Source organism: Streptomyces sp. NPDC058326 (assembly GCF_042879855.1).
Taxonomy (GTDB): domain Bacteria; phylum Actinomycetota; class Actinomycetes; order Streptomycetales; family Streptomycetaceae; genus Streptomyces.
Genome location: NZ_JBHVZO010000002.1, coordinates 208,055 through 229,030, shown reverse-complemented (window position 1 = coordinate 229,030; position 20,976 = coordinate 208,055). Strand labels below are relative to the sequence as shown.

The following is a 20,976-nucleotide window of genomic DNA, read 5'->3' as shown; positions in this document are numbered from 1 at the left end:
AATCGGGGCCCGACCCCCTCCCCGCCCCCGACTCCCCGTCGTACGCCGAGTATTGACCGCAGCTTTGTGAGCGTTAACACTCATGCCGTCATTCCCTGCTCGCCCATCGGCGGGAGCGCCGACGACGGGCGCCCCCTCGCGTACGCATCTCCGAAGGAGACCAGAACCGCTCCAGCACACAGCCGTCACTCGTCCGTGAGAAAAGGTGCATCATGTCCTCCTCCGTCAGCAGACGACGCCTCCTCCACCTGGCCGGAGCGACCGCCGCGGCATCCGCCGTCGGCCCTCTCCTCGGCGGTTCCCCGGCGCAAGCGGCCGTCCCTCCGGCCCGGCCCGACATCGGATCCCTGGCTTCCCCCTTCGAACTCGGCCAGGTCCGGCTGACCGCGAGCCGGTGGCTGGACAACCAGAACCGCACCCACAGCTACCTGCGGTTCGTCGACGTGGACCGGTTGCTGTACAACTTCCGCGCCAACCACCGGCTGTCCACCGCCGGCGCGTCCGCCACCGGCGGATGGGAAGCACCCGACTTCCCCTTCCGCAGTCACGTCCAGGGCCACTTCCTCACGGCGTGGGCGCAGGTGTACGCCGTGACCGGGGACGCGGTATGCCGGGACAAAGCCCTGTACATGGTCGCGGAGCTGGCCCGGTGCCAGGCCAACAACACCGCCGCGGGCTTCAGCGCCGGGTATCTGTCGGGCTATCCGGAGTCCGACTTCACCGCCCTGGAGGCCCGGACGCTGACCAACGGCAACGTGCCGTACTACACCGTTCACAAGACCATGGCCGGCCTGCTGGACGTGTGGCGGCACCTCGGCAGTACCCAGGCCCGTGATGTGCTGCTGGCCCTGGCGGGCTGGGTCGACCGGCGGACCGGACGGCTGAGCAGCGGTCAGATGCAGGCCGTGCTTGGCACCGAGTTCGGCGGTATGAACGCCGTCCTGACCGACCTCTACCAGCAGACCGGCGAGGCCCGGTGGCTCGCCGTCGCCCAGCGGTTCGACCACGCCGCGGTGTTCGACCCGCTGGCGGCGAACCAGGACACGCTGGCCGGGCTGCACGCCAACACGCAGGTGCCGAAATGGATCGGGGCCGTCCGCGAGTACAAGGCGACCGGGGCAAGGCGCTACCGGGACATCGCCACCCATGCCTGGGACATGTGCGTGGGCACGCACACCTACGCCATCGGAGGCAACAGCCAGGGGGAGCACTTCCGTGCCCCGAACTCCATCGCCGCCTACCTGAGCCAGGACACGTGCGAGAGCTGCAACACCGTCAACATGCTCACGCTCACCCGCGAGCTGTTCTCGCTGACTCCTGACCGGGCGGCGTTGTTCGACTACTACGAGCAGGCGTGGCTGAACCACATGATCGGTCAGCAGAATCCGGCCGACCCGCACGGCCACGTCACCTACTTCACCCCGCTGCGTCCCGGAGGCCGGCGGGGCGTGGGCCCGGCCTGGGGCGGGGGCACGTGGAGCACCGACTACTCCACCTTCTGGTGCTGCCAGGGCACGGGCCTCGAGATGCACACCCGTCTGATGGACTCCGTCTACTTCCACGCGGGCACGACCCTGACCGTGAACCTGTACGTGCCCTCGGTCCTCACCTGGACGCAACGCGGCATCACCGTCGTCCAGACCACGTCGTACCCGGCGAACGACACCACGACCCTGCGCGTCACCGGCAACGCCGGTGGGACCTGGTCCCTGCGCGTCCGTATCCCCGGCTGGACCACCGGGGCCGTCGTCAGCGTCAACGGCGTCCCGCAGAACATCGCCGCCGTGCCCGGCACCTACGCGACCGTGACCCGCGCCTGGACCTCCGGGGACACGGTCACCGTACGTCTGCCGATGCGGATCGTCACGCGTCCGGCCAACGACGACCCCGCTGTCGCCGCGGTCACCTACGGGCCGGTCGTCCTGTCCGGCGACTACGGCGCGACCGCCCTCAGCTCCCTGCCGTCGCTGGACACGTCCTCGATCAGGCGGACCAGCTCCACCGCGCTCGCCTTCACCGCCACCGCGAACGGCTCCGCCGTCGCCCTCGGCCCGTTCCACGACGCGCACGGCCACAACTACACCGTCTACTGGAACACCGCCCCCACCGTCCGTCTCGTCAACGCGGGCAGCGGCCTCGTCCTGGGCATCCAGGACATGTCCACCGCTGATGGCGGCAGGGCACTTCAGTGGACCGACTCGGGCACCGCCGACCACGACTGGGTGATGATCGCGGAAGGCGACGCCTTCCGGTTCCGCAACGCGCACAGCGGAAAGGTCCTCGGCGTGCTGAACATGTCCACGGCCGACGGCGCCCCCGTCCTGCAGTGGTCGGACAACGGCACCGCCGACCACCGGTGGACCCTGCTCGGCCAGAACGACGGCACCTTCAAGATCCGCAACGCGCACAGCGGCAGGCTTCTCGCGATCGAGAACGGTTCCGCGGCCCTCGGCGCCTATGTGGTCCAGGCTTCGGACGACGGCACCGCCGACAACCGGTGGCGCATCGTACGCGACTGAGGCGCGCGGCGGAGGAGCCGTGACGCGTGCCCCTTCCCCGCGCATCCGGCCGGGGAAGGGGCAGGCCGAACACGGGTCACGGCCTCCCGCGCCGCCGCGCGCGACGGCCACGGGACCGTTTCCCTCACCGTGCGGGTCTCAGGAAGGAAAGTGGCGGGCGATGAAGTCGTTGCGGAACACGCCCGCCGGGTCGCGGGCCGTCATCAGCCGCGCGAAGCGGTCGTGACACGGATGGAGACCGCGCAGGGCGTCGGGCTCCGTGGTGAAGAGCTTGCCCCAGTGCGGCCGGGCGGCGAAGGGCGCCAGAGCGTCCTCGATGACCCGGAGGGCCTTCGTCACGGACCCGGCGTCGGGCAGCCAGGTGAAGTGGTAGGCGACCGAGTCGCGTTGGTACGCGGGGCTGAGCCAGAGGTCGTCCGCGGCCACGCTCCGGATCTCCCCCACTCTCAGATGGGGTGCGAAGGCGTCCCGTACCGCGTGCAGGGCGTCGAAGGCCGCGACGGCGTCCTCGCGGGCGACGAAGTACTCCGACTGCAGTTCCGCGCCGCTGCTCGGCGTGTGTTCCAGTCTGAAGTGCGGCAGCCGGAACGGGGACGGGCCCGGCAGTCCCAGCTGCGGGGTGCAGGAGTCGGCCGGCATGCCGGGGACGGGGTGCCTCGGCCCGTCGGCCCGTACGGCGCCGAGCCAGCGCGCGGGCGCGGGCTCGCGGGCGTCCGCACGCCGCTTGAGCCAGATCTGGTCGATCAGGTCTCCCTGCCAGCGGGTGAAGAGGCTGACGCTGTACGCGGCGGACATCACCTCGTCGAAGGTGTCGCGAAGGGTGCTGACGGCCAGCCCTTCGTACACCCACTGCCGGATGTCGAAGGCGGGTACCAGGTCCAGTGTCAGCGTGGTGACGATGCCGAGGGCGCCGAGGGCGACGACGGAGCCCGCGAAGTGTTCTCCTCCTCGCTGCGTCGTCACCAGCTCGCCGGAGGCCGATACGTACTCGACGGCCCGTACCGCCGAGGCGATGGTGCCGTTCCCGTCTCCCGAACCGTGCGTGCCGGTCGCGCAGGCGCCGGCGATCGAGATGTGCGGCAGGGAACCGAGGTTGTGCAGGGCGTATCCGGCCTCGTGAAGGACACCGGCGATCTCCCCGAACCGTGTTCCCCCGCTCACGGTGACGGTGCCCGCCCGCCTGTCGATGTCGAGCACGCGGGGCAGTCGTGCGGTGGACACCAGGTCCCCGGACGTGTCCGCGATCGCGTTGAAGGAGTGTCCCGTGCCCAGGGGGCGTACGGCACGGGAACGGGCCACCAGCTCCTGGAGCTCCTCGACGGAGGTGGGGGCGCTGAAGCGTTCCGCACCGAAGGTGATGTTCCCCGCCCAGTTGGTGAGGGTGTCGTTCATGTCCGTCCTTGTCGTTCCCGCGGTTTCCCGTACGAGGTGCTGGGCGGTGACGGCCCTGACGGTGACTTCACCGACTCACCGTTCGTCATATCGAACAACGTTCATGATCTCGGTCGCCGCAGACTAGGATCGCCGCTTCGGGGCAGTCAAGGGCCGCTCCGCGGACCGTTCAATCCGCCCGGCGTGCACGACCGTTGACACCGCCACATCACACTTCGTACTGTCGCGGCAAGATTTCGAACGTTGGCCGAGATATCGAACGAGGGGAGTCGCCGACGTGCGCGTCACTCGGATCAGCACCCATGGGGTGGGGACGCCCGGGGGCGGCTCCCGGTGAGCCCCCGAGAGTCGGCCGTCGTCCTCGACGCCCCCGGGAGGTTCCGCCTCGTCGCGCACACGCCCCGGGAACCGGGCCCCGGCGAGGCCCAGGTACGCGTCCACGCCGTGGGGGTCTGCGGCAGCGACCGCGAGCTCTACCAGGGCAGCCGCCCCCCGGAGTACGTCCGTTATCCGATCGTCCCCGGCCACGAATGGTCAGGGACCGTCATCGCCGTGGGAGAGCACGCGCCCTCCTCCCTGATCGGCCACAAGGTGGTGGGCGAGGGGCTGCACAACTGCCAGACGTGCGCACGCTGCCGCGACGGCGAGAGCAACCTGTGCACGGCCGGCTACGAGGAGACGGGATTCACCGTTCCCGGCGCCATGGCCCCCACCCTGACACTCCCCGCCCGCCTCCTGCACACCCTTCCGCCGGACGCCGACCTCACCGCCGCCGCGCTCCTCGAGCCCGCGGCCTGCGCCGCCGCCGCCGTCCTGAAGGCGTCCCCGCTCCCCGGCTCACGGGTGGCCGTCATCGGCACCGGCGCCCTCGGCCTGCTCACCGCACAGCTGCTCGGTGCCTTCTCCCCGAGCGAACTCGTGGTGATCGGCACACACCCCGGCCGCGCCGGTCTCGCCCACCGGTTCGGGGCCACCTCCTACCGGACATGGGACCGGACCGCCGGTCTCGCCGACTTCGACGTCGTGATCGAGGCCGCGGGGGCCGTCTCGACGGCCCACGCCGCGACCCACCTGCTGCGACGGGGAGGACGTCTGGTCCTCACCGGCAACCTGGCACCCGGTGCGCAAGGACTCGACCCCGCCCAGGTCGTCGTACGGCAACTGTCGGTCGGAACCGTCTTCGGAGCCTCGTCCGGCGCCTGGACCTACGCCGTGCGCGCCTTCGCCGCGGGGCTGCTGACCCCGCTCGCGCTCGTCACGCACGAGCTGGGCGTCGACGAGTTCGGACGGGCCATGGAGCTCGTCCGCGACGGCGATCCCGCGACCGGGAAAGTGCTGCTGCGCCCCTGAGGGCCCGTAAGGCACCGGCCCTCCGTCCTGATCTCTCCTCATCTCCTCGACGACCTCCGGAACGCGATGACGACACTGCCCCACCACCCGTCCCGTCCCCCCGTCTCCGAGCCCTTCGGCCGTCTGCCCGACGGCACGGAGGTGCGCCGCTGGTGGCTGGAGAACGGCGGAACACGCCTCGCGGTGCTCAGCCACGGCGGCATCGTGCAGTCCCTGGAGACACCCGACCGGGACGGCCGACGCGCCAACGTGTCGCTGGGCTTCCGCGGGCTCGACGACTACCTCGGCTCCCGGGCGTACTTCGGTGCCCTCGTCGGCCGCTACGGCAACCGGATCGCCCACGGCTGGTTCGACCTGGACGGCACACGCCACTTCCTGTCCGTCGCGAGCGGTGAACACACCCTGCACGGCGGCGCTCTGGGATTCGACCGGCGGAACTGGACCGTGCACGGATTCGCCCGCGGCACCGACGTCGGTCTCGTCCTCACCCTCACGAGTCCCCACGGCGACATGGGCTTCCCCGGGACCCTGGACGTACGCGTGGTGTACACCCTCACCGAGGGGGGTGACTGGCGCATCGACTACCGCGCCGTCACCGACCGGCCCACGGTCGTCAATCTCACCAGCCACGTCTACTGGAACCTTGCCGGCGAGTCCGCCGGCTCCGTCGACGGACACGAACTGTCCATCGCGGCGTCCCGGACGACTCCGGTCGGAACGGGGCTGATCCCGACGGGCCGGCTGGCTCCGGTCGCCGGCACGCCCTTCGACTTCCGGACGGCCAGGGCGATCGGCCCGGGGCTCTCGGCCGACGACCCCCAGCTCCGGCACGCGGGGGGCTACGACCACAACTGGGTGCTCGACAAAGGGGTCACCCCCACCCCGGAGCCCGCCGCCACGCTGTACGAGCCGGTGTCCGGCCGGATGCTGCGCATCGCGACGACCGAGCCCGGTGTCCAGTTCTACTCCGGCAACTTCCTCGACGGGACCTCGACGGGCAGCGGCGGCCGCCCCTACCGGCGCGGAGACGGACTGTGCCTGGAGACCCAGCACTTCCCCGACTCCCCCCACCAGCCCGAGTTCCCCGGTACGGTCCTGCGTCCCGGTGAGACCTACCGGTCCACGACCGTGCACTCCTTCACCACGCTCTGACCAACCGCCCGGCGCGAAGGGCCCGTTCCTCCCCCACGGAGGAACGGGCCCTTCGCACACGGTTCACTGACCGGCCAGGCCCGTGTGAGCGATGCCCCGCACGATCTGCCGCTGGAACAGGGCGAAGACGAACAGCAGGGGAAGGCCCGCGATCACCAGGGAGGCCATGATCTGGGCGTAGCGGACCCCGAATCCGGACTGCACGTTGACAAGACCCACCGGGAGCGTCATGGCCTGGGGGTCCGTGGTCACGAGGAACGGCCACAGGAAGTTGTTCCAGGTGGAGATGAACGTGAAGATCGCGACAGCCGCGAGAACGGGCCGGGACAGCGGCATGACGATCGTCCAGAAGACCCGCCAGCGGCCGGCGCCGTCGACGAAGGCCGCCTCTTCCAGTTCCCTCGGCACCCCTTCGAAGAACTTCACCAGGATGAACACCATCGCGGGGACGGCGACCTGAGGGAGGATCACTCCCCAGTAGGTGTCCACGAGCCCCATGCGGACCATCTGGGTGAACAGCGGCGCAATGAGGACCTGGGGCGGCACCATGATGCCGGCGAGGACCAGGCCGTACAGGAACCTGCGCCCCCGGAACACGGTCCGGGTGAAGCCGTAGGCGGCCATGGCGCACAGGGCGACGGTGAGCAGGGTGGTGAGCCCCGAGACGACGAAGGAGTTCACCGTCCACCGCAGGAGGGTGCCCGACTCCCACACCTTGGTGTACGCCTCGAAGGTGATCCGCGACCCGATCCACTCCAGCGGTGTCCCGGTCGTCTCCCCCTCCGGCTTCAGCGAGGTGGCGACGGCCCAGAGCAGCGGCAGCAGCCAGGCGGCGGCCAGGACGAGTGCCACGACGAGCAGCGAGATCCGGCCCGCGGTCCACCGGAGCCGTCGCCTCTCGGTGCGGGACGCTCGGACGGTGCGGTCACGGACGGCGAGGCTCACTTGCCGGCCTCCTCTCGGCGCCGGGCCAGCCAGGGCTGGACCAGGGAGACGGTCAGGATGAGGGCGAAGAAGATGTAGGAGACGGCGGACGCGTAGCCGATCCGGTAGCCGGTGAAGCCCTGCTGGTAGACGTACTGCAGGATCGGCCGGGTGGAGTCGTCCGGTCCTCCGCCGGTCATCAGGTAGACCTGGTCGAAGATCTTGAGCGAGGCGAGCACCTGGAGCACGAGCACGAGTCCGGTGGTGCGTCGCAGGAGCGGCAGGGTGATGTGGCGGAGCCGCCGCCACGCGCCGGCGCCGTCGAGTTCCGCCGCCTCGTACAGATGCTGCGGGACGGCCTGGAGCGCCGCGAGGTAGAGGAGGAAGTTGAATCCGACCGTCCACCACACCGTGGTCAGGACGATGGAGAGCATGGCGTAGCGCTCGTCGCTCAGCCAGCCGATGCCTGGTTCCAGTCCCGCGGAGGCGAGAAGCTGGTCGGCGAGCCCGAATCCCGGCGGGAATATCATCTGCGCGAACAGCATGCAGACGACGCCGGAAGGCAGCAGGAAGGGCGCGAACCAGCTGATCCGCCACAGCCACTGCACGACGCGCAGCTGGTGGGCGACCAGGGCGAGCACGAGTCCGACCAGCACGAGCGGGATGGTGGAGAGCACGGTGAACCAGACGGTGTTCCAGAGCGAGGACCACATCTGCGGGTCGGCCAGCGCCTCCGCGTAGTTGTCGAGGCCGATGAACTCCGCCTCGGTGCCGGTGATGTTCTCGCTGGTCAGGCTCATCCCCAGGCCGCTGATCAGAGGCCAGACGAGGAAGAGGCCGTAGACGATCAGGAAGGGGGCCACGAAGACGAGACCGTGTTCGGTCCACTTCCTCCGGACCGCTCCGGGACGGGCCGTGCCGGCACCGCGGCCCGTCCCGGAGGCCGGGGGCGCCGGGGCGGCGGGGGTGAGCGTGCTCATGACGTGACTCCGGGGAGGGGGTTTCGGGTGTCGAGGAGGCGCCCGAGCCGGAGCTTCGCCTCGGAGAGCGCCTCGCGGGGCGTGCGGGAGCCGGTGAGGAGCGTCGAGAACACCTCGCCGAGCTCGATCCACATCCGGGAGGCTGACCCGGCGAACCAGGCCGGCTCGTCGAGCACCACGTCGTCGATCACGTCGCGGTACGCGGACTGCGGATCGAGCGCGAGGTAGGCGGGATCCGTGAGAACGGGCCGGTACGCCGGGACGTGGCCGCCCGCCGCCCATTCGACGGAGTGCTTCAGCATCCAGGCGACGAAGGCACAGGCCGCCCTGTCCGTCGCGGTGTCACGGGCGCGCTGGTGGGGCAGGACGAAGGCGTGGGAGTCGGCCTGAGCCGTGGCCCGACCGAACAGAGCGGGGATCCGCGTCATCGAGAACGGTGTCCCTCCCGTCCGGAAGGTGGTCACCTCCCAGTCCCCGTTGAGGTGGAACGCCGTTCGTCCCTGGTTGAAGATGCCCACCGAGGCCCCGTAGTCGGCGCGGCGCCTCCACAGCCCCTCTTCCATGAGCGAGGCCATGTACTCGAGGACCCGCAGGGCCTTGGCGTCGTCGAGGGCCAGTCCCTTGCCGTCGGGCGTGAGAACGGTCCCGCCGGTCTGGGAGTAGAAGGTGGAGAAGACGCGCCAGGGCGTGATGCAGTCGGGGCCCAGGGTCTCGGTGACGAGGCCGGGTCCTCCCGTGACCTTCTTGGCGGCGCGCAGGGCCGCGGTGAAGTCCGCCGCTCCTGTGATGGGCTTGAGGCGTCGGCCGTCCATCAGACCGGCCTTGCGGCAAATGTCGGTCTGGTAGTAGAGCACGAGGGGATGGGTGTCGAGAGGGACGGCGTACTGGCGCCCTTCGATCTGTCCCCGCCGCCAGAGGTCCTCGGGAAAGTCCGCCGGGCGGATGCCGGCCTCGGCGAGCAGGTCGGGGTCGAACGGGTCGACCAGTCGCCCGGGGCCGAACCCGGCCAGCCTCGCCATGTGGAGTGCGGCGACCTCGGGCGCGCGGCCTCCCGCTCCCGCCATGCCGAGTTTGGTGTAGTAGGGGGCGCCCCACTGAAGGGTGGCGGCCTCCAGTTCGATTTCCGGATGGGCGGCGCGGAAGGCGTCCAGCATCGTCTGCATGTTGACGCCGTCCCCGCCGCCGAAGAGGTGCCAGAACCGGAGGCGGGTCCGGCCGGACGCGACGGTCGTGGGCACCGCGCAGCTCGCGGTCGACGCGAGGACGCCCGTGGTGGCTAGGGCGCTCAGAGAGCCGGCGAGCACACGGCGCCGGCTGGGGTGGGATGCATGCATAGCGGCTCGTATTCCCGGGGTGCGGAGGGCGGCTGGGGACCGCCCTCCGGTGCGGAGCCACCCGGAGGCGGCTTTCGTGGAGGGAGTGGCCCGTCAGGCCAGGCGGATCATGGTCCAGGACAGTGGTTCGAGGGTGACGCTCAGCGCGGAGTCGGCCAGCACGGCTCCCTCGCCCGGGTGGGGCGCGACGCGGTCCGGCGCGTCGAGGGTGTTGCGGGCGTCCGGGTCGGAGTCGGCGAGGACGGTGTGCTCGACGATCTCGCCGAGGTCCATGCCGTTGAGCGCGACGCGCAGCGGCAGAGGACGGTGCTGCGCCCGGTTGACGGCGAAGACGGTGACGGCGCCGGTCCGCGGGTCCCGCACCGCGGTGGCCTGCAGCAGCGGTACGTCTCCGTGGACGGCCGTGCTGTACGTGGGCGAGTCGACGCGCACGTCGAGGACCTCGCCGCGGCCGTGGCGGGCGGCGTGGGCGAAGGGGTGGAAGGTGGTCTGTCGCCAGGCCGGGCCGCCGGGTTCGGTCATGATCGGGGCGATGACGTTGACGAGCTGGGCGAGGCAGGCGACCGTCACGCGGTCGGCGTGCCGCAGCAGGGCGATGAGCAGGGAGCCGAAGACGACGGCGTCGGTGACGGAGTAGCTGTCTTCGAGGAGGCGGGGGGCTTCCGGCCAGTCGAGCGGGTTCGCCGCGGCCTCGGCCTCGAAGCGGCTCTGGTACCAGACGTTCCACTCGTCGAAGGAGAGGTTGATCTTCTTCCGGGACTTCAGCCGGGCTCCGACGTGGTCGCAGGTGGCGACCACGTTCTCGATGAACGACTCCATGTCCACGGCGGAGGCCAGGAAGGAGTCGCGGTCGCCGTTCTTCTCCTCGTAGTAGGCGTGCAGCGAGATGTGGTCGACGAGGTCGTACGTCTCCTCCAGGACCTTCGCCTCCCAGGCGGCGAAGGTGGGCATGGCCTGGCTCGACGAGCCGCAGGCGACGAGTTCCAGGCCCGGGTCCATCTGACGCATGGCGCGCGCGGTCTCGGCCGCCACCCGGCCGTACTCCTCCGCCGTCTTGTGACCGGTCTGCCACGGCCCGTCCATCTCGTTGCCGAGGCACCAGAGACGGATGCCGAACGGTTCCTTGTCCCCGTGGGCGACGCGCCGGTCGGAAAGGGCGGTACCGGCGGGGTGGTTGGCGTACTCCTGGAGTTCGAGGGCCTCCGCCACGCCCCGGGTGCCGAGGTTCACGGCCATCATGGGTTCGGCCTCGGGGCCGACCTTCTTCAGGAACGCCATGAACTCGCTGAGTCCGAAGCGGTTGGTCTCCGTGGAGCGCCAGGCGAGGTCGAGGCGTCGGGGCCTGTCCTCGACGGGGCCGACGGAGTCCTCCCAGCGGTATCCGGAGACGAAGTTGCCGCCGGGGTAGCGGATGGCGGTGACACCGAGCTCGCGTACGAGCTCGAGGACGTCGGTGCGCAGGCCCGCCTCGTCCGCCGTGGGGTGGCCGGGTTCGAAGATGCCGGTGTAGACGCAGCGCCCGAGGTGCTCGACGAACGAGCCGAAGAGCCTGGGGTTCACCTCACCGACGGTGAACGCCGGATCGAGGGTGAACCGGGCGCCGTGGTCCGGGGTCGGGGTCATGACTTCCTTTACGTGGATCGAGGGGGCGGGTCGTGGTCAGCGGGTGAGCGCGGGCCAGCCGTCGGCCCTCCAGGAGAGGGGCGTGAGGCCGAGCTTGGGGGTGCCCCGGTCCTCCGCGTCGTAGTAGTGATGGACCAGGACGTCCCTGCCCCGGTCGCGAAGCACCGACTGTCCGCCGGGCCCGAGGTACTTGCCGTGCGCGGCAAGGAGCACGTCACCGCCGCCCTGCGTCATCGGCCTGCCGTCGCGTCCCACGTAGGGGCCGGTCGGTGAGGTGGAGCGGCCGACGCGGATGTTGTACGTCGATTCGGTGCCCGCGCAGCAGCGGTCGTAGGAGACGAAGAGGTAGTAGTGACCGCCCCGGCGCACGATGTACGGGGCCTCGACCGCGTAGGGGGCATCGGGGCGGGTGGCGAGGTGGTGGACGGGGGCGTTGGGCAGCGGGCGTCCGGTACGGCCGTCCAGCTCCACCATGCGGATGCCGGTCCAGTACGACCCGAAGGACATCCACAGCCGGCCTCCGCCTTCGACGATGCCCGGGTCGATGGCGTTGTAGGGGTCCGTCGTACCGCTCGCGAAGATCTCTCCGTGGTCGGTCCATGTGCCGGGTCGGCCGCTGGGCGACGTGGCGAGCCCGATGCCGGAGTGGTTCGAACCGAAGGAGGAGACCGCGTAGTAGAGCCAGTAGCGGCCCTTGCGCTGGACGATCTCCGGGGCCCAGGGGTCGCTCTCCGGGGAGTAGGCGCGCCACCAGGCCGGGAGCGTGGTGAAGGCGGATCCCGCCCGCTCCCAGTGGCGGCCGTCCCGCGAGGTGCGTGCTTCGAGACCGCCGTGCGTGGAGTAGACCACGTAGGTCCCGTCCTTGAGCCTGATCGCCGCCGGGTCGTGGACGACGACGTCGCCGGTGACGGGCAGCGGGTCGGGGTAGGCGGCCGGGGGCACGGCGGCGGCCGAGGGGGCCAGACAGGCGAGGACCGCGGCACCGGCGGCCAGGAGTGTCGCGGTCCGGCGACGGACGGGGCGCCCGACGGGCATGGAGGGTCTCCTTTCGACCGAATCGGGAAGAAGGGCATTCGAAATTCCGAACGCCTTCCGGAACTTCGAATCGCGAAATTAGACCGCCGGAAACACAGCGTCAATGGATTGCGCAAAATACCGAACGCCGTTCGACATCTCGAACGGAAGGGGTGGTGAATACGGCCGCTTGTTTGACGGCCCGTCAGCCGGTCGCCCAACGAGCCGGGCCCGGTCACCGGTTGCCGGTGACGGGCAGCCGCCGGCGAGCCCAAGGTGACGAACCGGCCGATGTCGCGATCACCCTGCCCGCGACCTTTCTGAACGTGTACGTTCACATCGCGGTCACCGGGGTGGGTCTACTGGCCGCGATTCCACGGAAAGTTCCGTGTCCCAGGTCGAGTTCAGTCTCCAGAGGGGGTCGGGGGCATGATCGTCCTCGCGTCGGCTCGTGCGCGCGTCAGAAGCTTGCTGGTGACCTTGGTCGTCGCGTTGCCGGCACTGGGGGTGATGCCACCGGGGTGGGCCACTGCGGCGGGACCGCAGGCGGGTGCGGACTCGGCGGTGAAGGGCCCCGAGCACCCTGAGGGCACGTCGTTCAACCCGAACCAGATCAAGGACATCAAGGCGGCCGACCCCGGCTCCGGGGTGAACCTGGTCGAGGCGCCCTCGGCGAACAACAGCGGTGACGCGCGGTTGTCGTACCCGCTGGAGGTCCCGAAGGGCCGTGCGGGCCTGGAGCCGAAGCTGGCCGTCACCTACAACTCGTCGGCGGCGAACGGGTGGCTCGGCGTCGGGTGGGACGTCACCACCCCCATGGTCACGGTCGACACACGGTGGGGTGTGCCGCGCTACGACGCCGGCCTCGAGACCGAGACCTACTTGCTCAACGGCGAGCAGCTGACCCCGGTGGCGCACCGGAGCGCGTTACGGGCGCGCACCGCGGAGAAGGTGTTCCACTCCCGGGTGGAGGGCCGCTTCGACCGGATCGTGCGCCACGGCGACAGCCCCGCGAACTACTGGTGGGAGGTCACCGACAAGCAGGGTGTCCGCACGCTCTTCGGCGGTACGGCCGACAGCACGCTGGCCGACGGCAAGGGCCACGTCGCCACCTGGGCGGCACGGGAGACCCGCGACGGCAACGACAACGTCCTGCGCTACCGGTACGCCAAGGTGGCCGACGGTGGCACGGCGGACTCCGCGGTGCCGGGCAGCGACCTGTACCCGCAGAAGATCACCTACACCGGCCGCGGCGACACCGACGGCAGGTACTCGGTGACGTTCGTCCGGGACCGTGAGCGTGGCGAGCCCCGTCGGCCGGACGTGCGGATCGACGCCAGGTACGGGTTCAAGAAAGTCACCGCCGACCTGTTGCGACGCGTCGAGGTCAAGCTGGACGACCAGCTGATCCGCGCCTACGAGCTGAACTACCGGACCGGTGCGTTCGCCACGACGTTGCTCACCTCGGTGTCGCAGTTCGGCGAGAGCAACCAGCTGTTCAACACCCACACGTTCGACTACTTCGACGACGTGCGCGACCAGTCGGGCCACTACAACGCCTTCGGCGCCGCGAAGGGCTGGTCGGTGCCGGACGACGACCTCGGGGTGAACATCCGCGAGGGCGAGGCGAGCGCGATCTCGGCGAACACGTCGGCCGGCTTCGGCGCGCACCTGTTCGCGGGCTACAACGTGCAGGGGCTGCCGACCAAGGAGGGTTCCGTCGGGCTGAAGGTCGGTTTCAGCGCGGGCCAGTCCGACGGTCTGTCGTCGCTGGTCGACGTGAACGGCGACAACCTGCCGGACAAGGTGTTCCGCAAGAAGAACGACGTCTTCTACCGGCCCAATCTGGCCGGGCCGGGCGGTGAGCCGAAGTTCGGCGACACTCCGGTCAAGCTCACGAACCTCCCGGGCATCTCGACCGAGCGCACGCTGACCGGCACCATCGGCGTCGAGTCGTACGTCCTCACCACCTCGGCGCAGCTGGACTTCGTCGGCACGACGACCACCTCGGACCGGTTCTTCAGCGACGTCAACGGTGACGGCATCACCGACCTGGTCAACAACGGCGGCGTGCTGTTCGGCTACCTGGACGCCGAGGGGCAGCCCGCCTACAGCGCCGACTCGGCCCGTACGCCGGCGCCGATCGGGGGCGGCTCGGTGACCGGCGCGATCGTCGGCGACCAGACCGCGCAGTTCAACCAGCAGGTGGACAACTCGCCGCTCCTCGACACGGTACGCCGCTGGATCGCGCCGTTCGACGGCACCGTCCGCGTGGACGGCGGCGTGCAGCTGACCGAGGACCCCTCCGCGGCGCGGGCGGCCTACACCAAGGCCGACGGCGTGCGGGTCACCATCCAGCACAAGGACGCCGAACTCTGGGCGCAGCGAATCGGCCCCGACGACCACACCCGGTTCACCCCGGGCAACGTGGCGGCGATCCCCGTGAAGAAGGGCGACGCGCTGTACTTCCGTACCCAGTCCATCCTGGACGGCAGGTACGACACCGTGGCGTGGGACCCGGCGATCACCTACACCGACCTGCCGGCCGGCACGGACGCGAACGGGCTGCCGGACACCGTCTTCCGGGCGTCGACGGACTTCACCTTCGGCGGCAGGCCGTCCCTGGTGACCGTGCCGGTGAACGGCACGCTGCGGCTCACCGGTGACGTGGTCAAGTCCGAGGCGACCTCGGACGACGTGACCGTCGTGATCGAGAAGGGCAACGGCGTCCACCCCGGCACCGAGGTGTTCCGCAAGGTCCTGCCCGCCGCGTCGACCGGCACCACCGCGATCGACGTGAGCATCCCGGTCACCATGTTCGAGAAGATGTCGTGGAAGCTGAAGACCGACTCCCCGATCGACCCCTCGGCGGTGAGCTGGGCGCCGAAGGCGCACTACACGGCCGCGCAGGGGGTCGAGTCGGTCGTCGACGCCGCCGGGGATCCCACGCTGGTGATCACCCCGCCGTACGACATGAGCCTGTTCCCGGCGGACACCCTCACCGCGCCGCAGCAGACCTACAGGGCGACCAAAACCGGCCAGATGAAGGTGCGGCCGAAGATGTCCCTCACCTTCGGGTTCCTCAGTGACGCCAAGATCGCGCTCACGGTGAAGAAGCGCGGCGGGCAGCTGATCGGCAAACGGATCTTCCAGGCCAAGGACACCTACTTCGGTGGCCCGAACCTGGACCTGACCGTACCGGTCACCGTCGGTGACGAGCTCTACATCGACTACTCCACGACCGATCCCGGAGTGCTCCCCATGCTCGTCGAGCAGTCCGCCTCGGTCACCTACGACGTGACGTCGAGCTGGCCGACCTTCACCCAGGCGCCCAGCGCCATGCACGGTTCCGTAGGGCAGGGCGCCTTCGCCCAGCCCTACCGCGGCTGGGGTGTGATCGGCTACCAGGGCAACCGCGAGCGCGCCACCCAGCCGCTCAAGCAGGCCGAACTCACGCTGGACCAGAGCTTCAAGGACGCGCTCCCCAAGCAGCCCAAGGAGGCGGACGTCCCGGCGTTCGCCGCGAACCCCCGGCTCACCATGCCGCGGCTCGCGGTGTTCGCCCCCGTTCCCGCCAAGGGCGGCTGGGCCGCCCAGGACGAGTCCTCCTGGGTCACCGCCGCGATGGCGACGAGCTCCCGCCTCGGCGCGGACACCATCGACGTCGTCACCGACGCCGACGTGGCGGGCGACCGGGCGGTGATGCGGCGCGGTGTCACGGGCCAGGTGTCGGCCACCCTCGCGGCCGGCCCGTTCGGCGGCACCGTGGTCGGCGGAATCACCGCGGGCTCGGTCGACTACCTCGACCTCAACGGCGACGGCTACCCCGACGTCGTGGGCGCCAAGGAGATCCAGTTCTCCGACATGAACGGCGCGCTCGGCGCCACGCGCGGCACCCTCGGCGGCAACGTGCGCGAGGCGGACAACGTCTCCGGCAACGTGTCGCTCTCGGCGGGCAGCGAGACCGCCACCATCGCCAGCGCCCTGGGCATGGCCGCGCCCGACGCCGGCACCAGCGCCAACACCTCCTCCACCGGCGCGGTCCAGCCGTCGCTGGGCATCGGCGGCAGCCTCGGCGGCGGCGAGTCCGACTCCCGCGTCGACCTGATCGACGTCAACGGGGACGGGCTGCCGGACAAGGTGTTCGGCAACGGCGACGCCCAGCTGAACCTGGGCTACTCCTTCGCCGCCCGCGAACGCTGGTCGGCCGGACCGATCAACGACGCGTCCACCCGCAACGTCGGCGTCAACCTCGGGTTCAACGTCGACCGCTACGGCTTCGCGGGCGGCCTCTCCGCCGAGCTGGGAACCTCGTTCACGAACGCGAGCATGCTGGACGTCAACGGCGACGGCCTCACCGACCGGGTGTTCACCGACGGGGCCAACGCGATCAAGGTCGCGGTCAACACCGGCACCGGCTTCACCACGCCCGCTCCGTTCCGCGGCAGCTTCCCGGAGATCGCCGTCGACAAGAACGCCAGCCTCGGCGCGGGCGTCTACTTCACCGTAGGCCTGCCCACTCCCGTCGGCGTCTTCGTCTTCAACCCCGGAGCCAGCGCCTCCACCGGCATCAGCCGGGCCGAGACCATCCTGCGCGACGTCGACGGCGACGGCCTCGCCGACCACGTCAGGTCGACCCGCGACAACGAGATGCTGGTCGCCGCCAACAAGACCGGGCGCACCAACCTCCTGCGCTCGGTTTCGCGGCCGATGGGCGCGCGGATCGACCTGGACTACGCCCGTACCGGCAACACCCGGGCCATGCCCGACAGCCGCTGGGTCCTCTCCCGCACCTCCGTGTTCGACGGCCGGACCGGCGACGGGGCCGACGAGCAGCTCACGACCCACCGGTACGAGAACGGCACGTACGACCGGCTGGAGCGCGAGTTCCGCGGCTTCGGCAAGGTCGTCTCGGAGGTCCGCGATCCGGGTGCGGGCGATGCGCTCTACCGGTCGGTGACCAACGAGTACAGGACCGACAGCGTCTACACCAGGGGCCTGCTCGCCCGCACCCTCACCACCGACGGCGCGGGCCGCCCGTTCACCGAGACCGTCAACACCTACCAGCTCCACGACATCGCCACGGGCACGGCGGCCGATCCGGCGGGCACCACCGCGTCGGTGTTCCCGAAGCTGACCCGGGTGGACACGAAGTTCCACGAGGGGGCGCGGGAACCCGCGAAGACCACACACACCGTCATGGCCTACGACGAGTACGGCAACCTGACGGAATCCTTCGACGCCGGGGACGACGGAGTCGAGGACGACGTCCGGACCAACTTCGCGTACACCACGTCGGACCAGGCGTGCCGGGACCGCAACCTGGTCGGGTTGGCCCGGTCCGTGGCCCGGCGCGCGACCGCGACGGACACCTCGCTCCAGCATCGCGAGGCCACGGTGGACTGTGCGACCGGGGCGCTGCGGCAGATCCGGGAGTACGCGACGCCCACCGACATCGCGGTCACGGACCTGGAGTACCACCCGGACGGGAACCTGCGGTCGGTGACGCGGCCGGCGAACGAGTCCGGTCAGCGCTACCGGCTGGAGTACGGCTACGACACCGTCGTCGGCGTGCACATCGAGTCCGTGGTGGACAGCTTCGGGTACCGGTCGGCCACGACGCACAACCTGAAGTACGGCCTGCCGGAGCGGAGCACCGACCAGAACGACCAGCCGCTGACGATGGCGTACGACAGCGTCGGCCGGCTGGACACGGTCACCGGCCCGTACGAGGCGGGCGGCGACCGGGTCACGATCGACTTCGACTACCACCCCGAGGCGGCTGTCCCGTACGCCACGACGAAGCACCTGGACCGGGACGCGGGCGGCGCGCGGGCGGACACCATCGACACCGTCACGTTCGTCGACGGCCTGAAGCGGGTGCTGCAGACCAAGAAGGACGCATCGGTCGCCGCGTCGCCGGGGGCGGCGCCGCAGCCGGTGATGACGGTGTCCGGGCGGCTGACGTTCGACTTCCTCGGCCGCACGACGCAGACGTACTACCCGGTGACCGAGCCCAAGGGCGCGGCGAACACGACGTTCAACGCCGCGTTCGACACGGTGGCCCCGACGAAGGAGTCGTTCGACGTCCTGGACCGGTCGGTCAGGATCCTGCGGCCCGACGGGACCAGCACGACCAACGCGTACGGATTCGGGCCCGACCGGGCCGGTGCGACGCGGTTCGAGAACACGGCGACCAACGCCAACGGCAAGCAGCGCCGCGTCTACACCGGCGTCCGCGGCACGACCGCGGCGGTGAAGGAGTTCGACGGCTCGACGGCCGTCTGGACCAGCTACGCGCACGACCCGCTCGGCCGGATCACGACCATCACCGACGACCGGAACAACGTCACCCGCGCCGCCTACGACGGCCTCGGGCGGCGCACGGTGCTCGACAGCCCGGACGCGGGCCGGACCGAGACGCGCTACGACCTCGCCGGCAACATCACGTCGAAGACCACCGCGAACCTGCGGGCCACGGACCAGACCATCGCGTACGACTACGACTACTCCCGGCTGAAGGCCGTCCGGTACCCGAGGTTCCCGGCCAACGACGTCACGTACTCCTACGGCGCCCCCGGCGCGGCGGACAACGCCGCGTCGCGGATCACCGAGGTCCGGGACGCGGCCGGGACGACCACCCGCGGCTACGGGCCGCTGGGCGAGCTGACCAGGGAGACGCGCGTGATCAGCGCCGTCGCCGGCGCACCCCGCACGTACACGACCGCGTGGCGCTACGACAGCTTCAACCGCGTGCTCCAGCTGACCTACCCCGACGGCGAGGTGCTCACCTACGCCTACGACTCGGGTGGCCAGGTCACACGGGCGACCGGGGCCAAGGGCGGCACCGACTACACGTACCTGGAACGGCTGGACTACGACAAGTTCGGTCAGAAGGCCCTCCAGGAGACCGGCAACGGGGTGCGCACGACCTACACCTACGACGCCGAGGACCGCAGGCTGGCGACGCTGAAGTCCGCCGCGCCCACCGCGTCGACGTTCCAGGACGTGGGCTACACCTACGACGCCGCGGGCAACGTCACGGCGCTGGCGAACTCCGCGCCGCGGAACGCGGAGATCGGCGGTCCGAGCTCCCAGACGTACGGCTATGACGACCTGAACCGGCTGACGTCGGCGTCCGGGCGGTACACGGACAAGAACAACCAGGTCAACACGTACAGCCTGACGCTGGGCTACGACTCCGTGCACAACATCACGGGCAAGTCCCAGCGCCACGAGATCACCGGCGGCGTCCCCGCCTTCCCGGTCGGCACCGGCTCCCCCGGCCCGATCGAGCCGGTCGACGACCCGTCGAACCCGGCCGAGGTGCAGGACAGGACCACGTACGACTACACCTACGCCTACGGCGGCGACAAGCCGCACGCGCCGAGCCGGGTCGGCCCGGTCACGAACGCCTACGACGCCAACGGCAACCTCACCGCCACGGTGAACACGGCCGCGGCGGGCAAGCGCCGCCAGTACGTGTGGGACGAGGAGAACCGCCTCGCCTGCAACCAGGACGCCCCGTCCCCGACGGTCGAGCAGAGCCCCGCGGGCTGCGCGGACGCCACCGTGTCCTATGTGTACGACGCGACGGGCGAGCGGGTGGTCAAGAAGGCCGAAAGCCTCTCGCTGTACCCCAACCGGAACTACAGCGAGCGGGACGGTACCGGCTACAAGCACGTCTTCATCGGCGAGAGCCGCCTGACGACCAAGACCGTGGCGGACGGGGTCGAGAACGCCCGGTCGTTCTTCCACACCGACCACCTCGGCTCGTCCGGGTACGTCACGGACGGCACGGGGGCGGTGACCGAGCACCTGGAGTACTTCGCGTCCGGGGAGACCTGGGTGGAGGAACGGGCCGGGCAGGCGGACACGCCGTACCAGTTCACTGGCAAGGAACTCGACAGCGAGACGGGCCTCAACTACCACGGCGCCCGCTACTACAACCCGCGCACCCAACTGTGGGCGAGCGCCGACCCGGCCCTGCCGGAGTACCTCGACACGAAGCTCGCGGGCGGGATCTCCGAACCCCGCAACCTCGCGGTCTACACGTACGCGCACAACAACCCCGTCAAGCTGGTCGATCCGACCGGGCGGGCTCCAGAAGCGGCCTTCCAGAAGCTCACGGCCTTCATGGCACATGAGATGACGGTCAACTCCCGCTCCGAACCGGTACAGAAGATGAACGACATCAACACGGGCAAGAAGAAGACGAAGTGGTACCAGCCGCTGCACGGGTACGCCGACAAGGCGGCGGCGCTGCTGGCGTGGAAGGAACTCGTCAAGACCGGCGGTCCGTGGGATCACAAGGACGACATCCAGGGCATGACCGGCCAGGATTGGGACTGGACGGACATCCCCGGGTTCGACGGACAGGTCCGGGACGACTTCTGGTCCAACGTCCACTACGGCTACGTGGGCACGGCGGCCGGGTTCAGCCACCGGGTGTTGCAAGCGGGTGCGGGCTTGGTGGACCTGAAGGAGAACCAGACGCTCTACGCGGCGGACATCGCCGCGATCGCGTTCGGTGTCGGCCTGTACTTGAGATACGGCGAGAAGGGCATGACACCCGAGATCCTCGAGGCGGAGATCAAGAACCATTTCGATGCGCTGAAGGACGCCGGGATGACCCGACACCGGCCGAAATAGCGGGCGTGAGCCGACCCCGGGGGCGGCCGGCGTTCC

At 70.2% G+C, this 20,976-nt stretch carries 10 protein-coding genes; 4 read left to right on the top strand and 6 right to left on the bottom strand.

The annotated features are described in order from the left end of the window. Positions 1-212: 212 nt before the first annotated feature. Positions 213-2,519, top strand: a complete 2,307-nt coding sequence (locus ACFVYX_RS03815; RefSeq protein WP_389679687.1) for a beta-L-arabinofuranosidase domain-containing protein — start codon at positions 213-215, stop codon at positions 2,517-2,519. A gap of 138 nt (positions 2,520-2,657) precedes the next feature. On the opposite strand, the gene ACFVYX_RS03810 is transcribed toward ACFVYX_RS03815, so the two are convergent. Then, entirely contained in the window at positions 2,658-3,911 is a 1,254-nt protein-coding gene (locus tag ACFVYX_RS03810; protein WP_389679686.1) for an FAD-binding protein, read from the bottom strand. A 333-nt stretch (positions 3,912-4,244) separates the two neighbouring features. Here ACFVYX_RS03810 and ACFVYX_RS03805 point away from each other — a divergent pair, with 333 nt between their 5' ends. After that, positions 4,245-5,261, top strand: a complete 1,017-nt coding sequence (locus ACFVYX_RS03805; protein ID WP_389679685.1) for a zinc-binding dehydrogenase — start codon at positions 4,245-4,247, stop codon at positions 5,259-5,261. Positions 5,262-5,327: 66 nt separating this feature from the next. Continuing rightward, on the top strand, positions 5,328-6,413 hold the full coding sequence (locus ACFVYX_RS03800; protein WP_389679684.1) for an aldose epimerase family protein: 1,086 nt from the start codon (positions 5,328-5,330) through the stop codon (positions 6,411-6,413). 63 nt (positions 6,414-6,476) lie between these two features. Here ACFVYX_RS03800 and ACFVYX_RS03795 read toward each other — a convergent pair whose 3' ends face one another. From ACFVYX_RS03795 to ACFVYX_RS03775, 5 genes are all read right to left on the bottom strand, one after another. After that, a complete protein-coding gene (locus ACFVYX_RS03795) occupies positions 6,477-7,358 on the bottom strand; it encodes a carbohydrate ABC transporter permease (RefSeq protein WP_389679683.1) in 882 nt (293 codons plus the stop codon). Next, positions 7,355-8,317, bottom strand: a complete 963-nt coding sequence (locus ACFVYX_RS03790) for a carbohydrate ABC transporter permease (protein WP_389679682.1) — start codon at positions 8,315-8,317, stop codon at positions 7,355-7,357. The genes ACFVYX_RS03795 and ACFVYX_RS03790 overlap by 4 nt, the downstream gene beginning before the upstream one ends. Beyond that, positions 8,314-9,651: an extracellular solute-binding protein gene (locus ACFVYX_RS03785; RefSeq protein WP_389679681.1), complete on the bottom strand. Its 1,338-nt coding sequence runs from the start codon at positions 9,649-9,651 to the stop codon at positions 8,314-8,316. The genes ACFVYX_RS03790 and ACFVYX_RS03785 overlap by 4 nt, the downstream gene beginning before the upstream one ends. A 93-nt stretch (positions 9,652-9,744) precedes the next feature. Continuing rightward, positions 9,745-11,274 carry an alpha-N-arabinofuranosidase gene (locus tag ACFVYX_RS03780; RefSeq protein ID WP_389679680.1) on the bottom strand — a complete coding sequence of 510 codons (1,530 nt, stop codon included), beginning with the start codon at positions 11,272-11,274 and terminating at the stop codon, positions 9,745-9,747. A 36-nt stretch (positions 11,275-11,310) separates the two neighbouring features. Further along, a complete protein-coding gene (locus ACFVYX_RS03775) occupies positions 11,311-12,309 on the bottom strand; it encodes an arabinan endo-1,5-alpha-L-arabinosidase (protein WP_389679679.1) in 999 nt (332 codons plus the stop codon). A 453-nt stretch (positions 12,310-12,762) separates the two neighbouring features. On the opposite strand from ACFVYX_RS03775, the gene ACFVYX_RS03770 reads away from it, so the two are divergent. Then, on the top strand, positions 12,763-20,940 hold the full coding sequence (locus ACFVYX_RS03770; RefSeq protein ID WP_389679678.1) for a SpvB/TcaC N-terminal domain-containing protein: 8,178 nt from the start codon (positions 12,763-12,765) through the stop codon (positions 20,938-20,940). Positions 20,941-20,976: the final 36 nt, after the last annotated feature.

Excerpts from the sequence above, each read along its gene's own strand:
- ACFVYX_RS03785 (WP_389679681.1), bottom strand. The coding sequence starts at position 9,651 with ATGCATGCATCCCACCCCAGCCGGCGCCGTGTGCTCGCCGGCTCTCTG.
- ACFVYX_RS03800 (WP_389679684.1), top strand. The coding sequence starts at position 5,328 with ATGACGACACTGCCCCACCACCCGTCCCGTCCCCCCGTCTCCGAGCCC.
- ACFVYX_RS03790 (WP_389679682.1), bottom strand. The coding sequence starts at position 8,317 with ATGAGCACGCTCACCCCCGCCGCCCCGGCGCCCCCGGCCTCCGGGACG.
- ACFVYX_RS03815 (WP_389679687.1), top strand. The coding sequence starts at position 213 with ATGTCCTCCTCCGTCAGCAGACGACGCCTCCTCCACCTGGCCGGAGCG.
- ACFVYX_RS03780 (WP_389679680.1), bottom strand. The coding sequence starts at position 11,274 with ATGACCCCGACCCCGGACCACGGCGCCCGGTTCACCCTCGATCCGGCG.
- ACFVYX_RS03810 (WP_389679686.1), bottom strand. The coding sequence starts at position 3,911 with ATGAACGACACCCTCACCAACTGGGCGGGGAACATCACCTTCGGTGCG.
- ACFVYX_RS03775 (WP_389679679.1), bottom strand. The coding sequence starts at position 12,309 with ATGCCCGTCGGGCGCCCCGTCCGTCGCCGGACCGCGACACTCCTGGCC.